At 75.0% G+C, this 524-nt stretch carries 1 protein-coding gene; it reads right to left on the bottom strand.

Translation table 11 applies throughout. From position 1 onward, the window contains the following. Positions 1-524 (bottom strand): molybdate ABC transporter substrate-binding protein (gene modA, locus D7V77_RS42400; protein ID WP_120581766.1); only part of this gene is annotated, 524 nt, incomplete at its 3' end.

Genomic DNA, 524 nt, shown 5'->3' with positions numbered 1-524 from the left:
CTCCCCGCCTCCACCGCCGCCAGCGCGGCCCGCACATCCACCGCCGGAACCACGCGCGGCGCCACGTCCGCCCACACGCCCGCCTTCGTCAGCCACGCCTTCGCGTACACACCCGCCGGCACCGCCGCCGGCTCCGCCAGCACCACCCGCTTGAGCCCCTTCAGGCCCGCCGCTCCGGCGACCTTCACCGACGACTTCACCGGCACCACCACCACCAGCCGGTTGGACAGCAGGTCCACCCGCGAGCCCGCCTGCACGAGCCCTGCCCGGTCGACCCCGTCCATCTTCGCCTCGTCCGCGGAGAGGAACGCATCCGCTGGGGCCCCCGCGACCACCTGACGTGCCAGGTCGCTGGACGCCCCGAAGGCGAACCGCACCCGGTGCCCCGATGCCTGCTGGAACGCGGGCGCCAGCGCCTCGAGCGCGTCCGTCGTGCTCGCCGCCGCGAACACCAGCACCTCCTCCGCCCGCGCCGACGACACCGTCACCCACACCAGCAGCAACCCCCACCACGCACGCCGCAT

Origin of the sequence: Corallococcus sp. CA041A (assembly GCF_003612075.1) — a bacterium.
GTDB lineage: Bacteria > Myxococcota > Myxococcia > Myxococcales > Myxococcaceae > Corallococcus > Corallococcus exiguus.
Note: the sequence above shows the minus strand (reverse complement) of the source record. Positions and strands in the feature narration are given on the sequence as shown.